Raw genomic sequence first — 6,177 nt, 5'->3', positions numbered from 1 at the left:
AACCGTCCGGGACATGGGGGGGGAACCCCCATGGGCGTGCACCGTTGCGGGGGAAGCCCGGGGGGGGGGGAGGTGCCCCTCGACGCCGGGGGGGGGGCCCACTTCGATTCCGTACCGACCGTCAGGGCTTCAGGACCAGCGTGTCGCTCGTCTTCTTGTCGACGGCCTTCTCCGAGAAGGCCCAGGGCAGCAGTTCACCCTTGGCCCACTTGTCCGTCTGGTCGGTGTAGTGGGCGCTGTAGGCGTGCCCGGAGGCGCCGGAGAGGTTGATCCACCTGGACTTGTCGAGGTCCCCGAGGTTGACGACCATCCGCATCGACGGCACCCAGACCACTCCGTAGCCGCCCGCCGCGTTCCAGCCGGTCGCGTTGACCGCCGCCTCGCCGCCGCTGAGCTTCCACGGGCCGCGGTTGAGCATGTACTTCAGGAACGCGGGACCGTCGGTGCCCAGGGTCTGGTTCTTCAGGAACAGGCGGTGCAGCCGGCCCCAGCTCCAGGTGTCGATGTCCTTGCCGAGCTTCGCGGTCAGCTCCCAGCGGGCGTCCTTCATGGCCCGCGCGAACAGCTCGTCACGGGTGTCGGTCGCCTTGTCCAGACGCGTCTTGGGCGACTTCCACCAGTCGTTGTTCTCGTCGTCGATGATCTTGCGGACGACCTCGAACCAGCGGTCGCCGCCGTCCGGCTGCGCCTGGTCGGCGTCGCGCTGACCGCACTCGCGGACCGACTGGTCCTCGTCCGCGGGACCGGTGGTGTCGACGGGGTCGACCCACAGGCACTGACCCTTGACCCGCAGCTCCTTGGGCAGCTTGTTGCCGAAGGCGAGCTTGAGGATGTTGCGCCAGGTCGCGTTGAAGTACGCGGCCGCCGCGGAGTCGGCGTCCTGGGTGTAGTCCCAGCCTTCGAGGAGCTTCTGCGCCTCACGGACGTTCTTGTCGGCGACGTCGATCTTGAGCAGCTTGGGCACGATCAGCTTGGCGATCTCGCTGCTGTTGTCGAGCTGCATCTGGCGCATGTCGTCGGTCGAGATCTTGCCGGGGCCCTTGATCTTCGACTCGATCAGGTCGGTGATCCGCTGGCTGCGGGCGCCGTAGCCCCAGTCCGTGGTGAGCGTGTAGGGGTACTTGTGCGGGTCGACGACGGCCTGGTTGGCGGTCACGATGTAGCCGCGCTTCGGGTCGTACTCGGAGGGCAGCTCGGCCTGCTTGATGTAGCCGGTCCAGTTGTACTTGGAGTCCCAGCCCGGCGACGGCAGCGAGCCGTCGCCCTCGCCGCGGATCGGGATCCTGCCGGGCAGCTGGTAGCCGATGTGGCCCTTGGTGTCGGCGTAGACCAGGTTCTGCGAGGGCACGTCGAAGGACGCGGACGCCTTGCGGAACTCGTTCCAGTCCGACGCCTTGTCCATCTCGAAGACGGCGTCCATGGAGTTGCCGGGGTCCAGCGCGGTCCAGCGCAGCGAGATGCCGTAGCCGTCGCCGCGGTCGGGCGCCGCGGGGTCGACGGTGGCCTTCTTGCCGACCTTGACGAGTTCGTCGTCGCGGTCGGACAGCAGGGGCCCATTGTTGGTCTCCCGGACGACGATCTTCTTGGACGCGCCACCCGCGACCTTGATCGTCTCCTTGCGGGTCGTGAAGGGCAGCACCTTGCCGCCGTACTGGTAGCCGTCGCCGGTGAGCTTCTCCAGGTAGAGGTCGGTGACGTCGGCCCCGGAGTTGGTCATGCCCCAGGCGATGTCCTGGTTGTGGCCGATGACCACGCCGGGCATGCCCGCGAAGGTGTAGCCGGAGACGTCGTACTGGCACTTGCTGGAAACGCTCGTGCAGTGCAGGCCCATCTGGTACCAGACCGACGGCAGCGAGGGTGACAGGTGCGGGTCGTTGGCCAGCAGGGGCTTGCCGGTGATGGTGTGGTCGCCGTCGACGACCCAGGCGTTGGAGCCGATGCCGTTGCCGTTCACGCCGACGGCGGTGGGCAGGTCGTCGAGGACGTTGTAGAGCCCCGACAGCTGGCTCTGCAGGCCGGAGCCGGAGGGTGCCGTGGCGTTGTTCGTGAGCCCGGTGCCCGCCGTGGAGGTCGAGGAGGCCGTGCCGGCGCCGTCCGGGACGTACGACTTGGTGATGTCGTCGTACTGCCCGTCCTGGACGATCGTCTTGTTCCGGCTGTACGGGTAGTCCGGGTACAGGTCGGCGATCTGCTTCGGGCCGAGGCGGCTCGTCATCAGGGAGCGGTCGATCTCTTCCTGCATATTGCCGCGCAGGTCCCAGGCCATCGCCTTGAGCCAGGCCACCGAGTCGACCGGGGTCCACTCCTGGGGCTTGTAGTCGTTGGTGAAACCAAGGGCCGCGTACTCCAGGGAGATGTCCTCGCCGTCCTTGCCCTTCAGGTAGGCGTTGACTCCCTTGGCGTACGCCTGGAGGTACTTCTTCGTGGAGGCCGACAGCTTGGTGTCGTACTCCTCCTTCGCCACCCCGTCCCAGCCCAGGGTGCGCAGGAACTCGTCGTTCTTGATCTGGCTCTTGCCGAACATCTCGGAGAGCCGGCCCGAGGTCATGTGGCGGCGCACGTCCATCTCGTAGAACCGGTCCTGCGCCTGGACGAAGCCCTGCGCCATGAACAGGTCCTCGTCGGAGGAGGCGTAGATCTGCGGGATGCCGTACCCGTCGCGCTTCACGTCGACGGGTCCCGACAGGCCGTCCAGCGTGATGGAGCCCTTGGTCTGCGGGAAGGAGGCGCGCACGGTGCTGATGCTCCAGTACGCGCCGAAGGCGACGCCTCCGATGATGGCAAGAACCAGGACGATCAAGAACAGTCGGGCTTTGCGCCCCTTCTTCCTGCCGGACTTGCCGGGCTTTTGGCCGGAAGAGGCGGTGGTGTTGGGGGGCATCGCTGTCCTTGCTGTCCTAACGCGAGCGGCAGGCGGTCCTGGAGTGCTGGAGCAACCATAGGCGCAGGGCCTACTGCGCCTTGACGCGGAGTCGGGTACCCGAGCGCACGGGAGTTCGATCTTGCCTGCCGGAGTGTCAAGAAAGCGTCAAGAGTTAGGTAAGGTAACGAAGTACTTGGACTGACATACCAACGTCCGGCGTTCGGATCGACACGTTTCGGATCCCGTGCCCGGATCGGCGAGAAGGGAACAGCCGCTGACTGTCCACCACCTCAACCAGCTCCTGCTCGTGTGCTCGCTCGTCCTGCTCGTCGCGGTGGCAGCGGTTCGGATCTCTTCGCGCAGCGGGCTCCCCAGCCTGCTCGTATACCTGGGCATCGGCGTCGCGATGGGCCAGGACGGAATCGGCGACATCCACTTCAACAATGCCGAGCTGACCCAGGTCATCGGGTACGCGGCCCTGGTCGTGATCCTGGCCGAGGGCGGCCTCGGCACGAAGTGGAAGGAGATCAAGCCGGCACTTCCGGCCGCCTCCTCCCTGGCGCTGGTCGGCGTCGCGGTGAGCGTCGGCATCACGGCCACGGGCGCGCACTACCTCATCGGGCTCGAGTGGCGGCAGGCGCTCATCATCGGAGCGGTGGTGTCCTCGACGGACGCGGCGGCGGTCTTCTCGGTACTGCGGAAAATCCCCCTGCCCGCGCGCGTGACGGGCGTGCTGGAGGCCGAGTCGGGCTTCAACGACGCTCCGGTGGTCATCCTCGTCGTCGCGTTCTCCACGGCGGGCCCCGTGGAGCACTGGTACGCGCTGCTCGGCGAGATAGCGCTGGAGCTGGCCATCGGTGCGGCCATCGGCCTCGCGGTGGGCTGGCTCGGCTCCTACGGGCTGCGGCATGTGGCCCTGCCCGCTTCCGGCCTCTACCCGATTGCCGTGATGGCGATCGCGGTCGTCGCCTACGCCGCCGGTGCGCTCTCCCACGGCAGCGGCTTCCTCGCCGTGTATCTGGCCTCGATGCTGCTCGGCAACGCCAAGCTGCCGCACTGGCCCGCCACACGCGGCTTCGCCGACGGACTCGGCTGGATCGCCCAGATCGGCATGTTCGTCCTGCTCGGTCTGCTGGTCACGCCGCACGAGATAGGCGACGACATCTGGCCCGCCCTCGTCATCGGCATGGTGCTGACCATGGTGGCGCGGCCACTGAGCGTCGTCGTGAGCCTGCTGCCGTTCCGCATTTCGTGGCAGGAACAGACGCTGATGTCCTGGGCGGGGCTGCGCGGCGCCGTCCCCATCATCCTGGCGACGATCCCGATGGTGAGCGGCATCGCGGAGAGCCGCCGGATCTTCAACATCGTCTTCGTCCTGGTCGCCGCCTACACCCTCATCCAGGGGCCTACGCTGCCCTGGCTGGCCCAGAAGCTGCGCCTGGGCGAGTCCGCAGGGGCCGCCGACCTCGGCATCGAATCGGCGCCCCTGGAGCGGCTGCGCGGCCATCTGCTGTCCGTCGCGATCCCCGGGGGTTCGCGGATGCACGGCGTCGAGGTCAACGAGCTGCGGCTGCCCGCGGGCGCCGCCGTCACACTCGTCGTGCGGGAGGAGAAGTCGTTCGTGCCGCTGCCCACGACCGTGCTGCGGCACGGCGACGAGCTGCTCGTGGTGGCCACCGATCCGGTCCGGGACGCGGCCGAGAAGCGGCTGCGCGCCGTGGCCCAGGGCGGCAAGCTGGCCGGCTGGCTGGGGACGACGGGCAACGGAACGGGCCAGCAAACGGGACATTAAGGAGCGATGGCATTCGCAGGCGAATGCCGCCGTGGTGCTCGTTTTCACAGGCACCGACACCTTCGTCCCTGTACGATGAAGGCACACCTTGATCGAACCAACTCTGCCTGACGCAGAGCTGGCGCGACCGTATGGCGGCCGCGGTGCCCTCGCAGTGGGCGACCCGGTATCTACCGCAGTTCCGCGCAAGAGGACAGCTCTCGGCGCCCCCGCACGGGCGCGCTACCAGGCGGCAGAAAGGCACGGGCCGTGGCATCCACGGTCACCTCCCGCCCTGGGTACGGACAGCTGCTGCGCACACGCGGCGCCTGGACGTTCCTGCTTCCCGGCTTCGCCGCACGCCAGCCGTTCGCGATGCTGACCATCTCCATCGTGCTGCTCGTGCAGCACACCACCGGCTCGTACGGAGCCGCCGGCGCCGTCGCCGCCGTCACCGGTGTCTCCATGGCGCTGTTCGCGCCCTTCACGGGGCGTCTCGCCGACCGCTACGGGCAGCGGGCCGTCCTGCTGCCCGGCGTCCTGGTGCACACCCTGTCGGGCCTCTCCCTGACCGCGCTCGCGCTGACCGGCGCCCCCTTGTGGGCGCTTTTCGTCGCCGCCGTACCGACCGGTGCCTCGGTCCCGCAGATCGGCCCCATGGTGCGTGCCCGCTGGGGTGTGAAGCTGCAGGGCTCGCCCCTGATGACCACCGCGGCAGCCTTCGAGTCCGTCACGGACGAGCTGACCTTCGTGTTCGGCCCACTGCTCGCCACGGCGCTGTGCACGGCCGTGGACCCGTCCGCGGGTCTGCTCACCGAAGCCGCGCTGACCCTGATCGGCGGTCTCCTCTTCGCCGCGCAGAAGAGCACCCAGCCCACTGTCGCTCCCGCCGGGCACACGCGCGTGCAGCACGGTTCCGCGCTGCGGGTCCCCGGAGTGCGCGTCCTGATCGTCACCTTCCTGGGCATCGGCTCCGTCTTCGGCGGCATGCAGGTCTCCCTCGCCGCGTTCAGCGAGTCGATCGGCGAGCCGGGTCTGAACGGCGTCCTGTACGGCATTTTCGCCGCGGGCAACATGCTCTCCGGCATCGTGTGCGGCGCCATCGCCTGGAAGGTGGCCCCGCAGCGACGGCTCGTCCTCGGGTACGCGGCCCTGGCGGTCGCCGCCTCCGGCCTGTGGGCCGCCCACTCCGTGATCGTGCTCGCCGGGATCGGCCTCCTGGTCGGCATGTGCATCGCTCCGGCCCTGATCACCGGCTACACCCTGGTCGAGGGCCTGGTCCCGCAGGCCGCCCGTACCGAGGCCTTCACCTGGCTGACCGGCGCGGTCGCGCTCGGCCAGGCGGCGGCCGTCACGGTCGCCGGACAACTGGAGGACCGCCTCTGGGACGGTGCCGGTTTCCTGGTGCCGATGGCCGGTACGGGACTGGCTCTGGTGACACTGCTGGCCCTGCGGTCACGGCTGGCTACGCGGGCCCCGAGTCGCACCGTCGCACGTGGCGTCGGTCACCGAGTGCCGGTGACAGTGGACTGATCTCGCGGAA

General features: G+C 68.6%; 3 protein-coding genes. 2 read left to right on the top strand and 1 reads right to left on the bottom strand.

Annotated elements, in window-relative coordinates:
- Nucleotides 1-121: 121 nt before the first annotated feature.
- Nucleotides 122-2,881, bottom strand: coding sequence for a penicillin acylase family protein (locus ACZ4RZ_RS25695; RefSeq protein ID WP_467747930.1), 2,760 nt, complete (start codon nt 2,879-2,881; stop codon nt 122-124).
- 226 nt (nt 2,882-3,107) lie between these two features.
- Here ACZ4RZ_RS25695 and ACZ4RZ_RS25690 point away from each other — a divergent pair, with 226 nt between their 5' ends.
- Both ACZ4RZ_RS25690 and ACZ4RZ_RS25685 read left to right on the top strand, forming a co-directional pair.
- Nucleotides 3,108-4,655, top strand: coding sequence for a potassium/proton antiporter (locus ACZ4RZ_RS25690; RefSeq protein WP_467747929.1), 1,548 nt, complete (start codon nt 3,108-3,110; stop codon nt 4,653-4,655).
- A 249-nt stretch (nt 4,656-4,904) separates the two neighbouring features.
- Complete coding sequence (locus tag ACZ4RZ_RS25685) at nt 4,905-6,167, top strand: MFS transporter (protein WP_467747928.1); 1,263 nt, start codon at nt 4,905-4,907, stop codon at nt 6,165-6,167.
- Nucleotides 6,168-6,177 lie beyond the last annotated feature (10 nt).

It is taken from the genome of Streptomyces sp. NPDC027189 (genome assembly GCF_055566975.1).
This window is presented reverse-complemented; position numbering and strand designations above follow the sequence as displayed.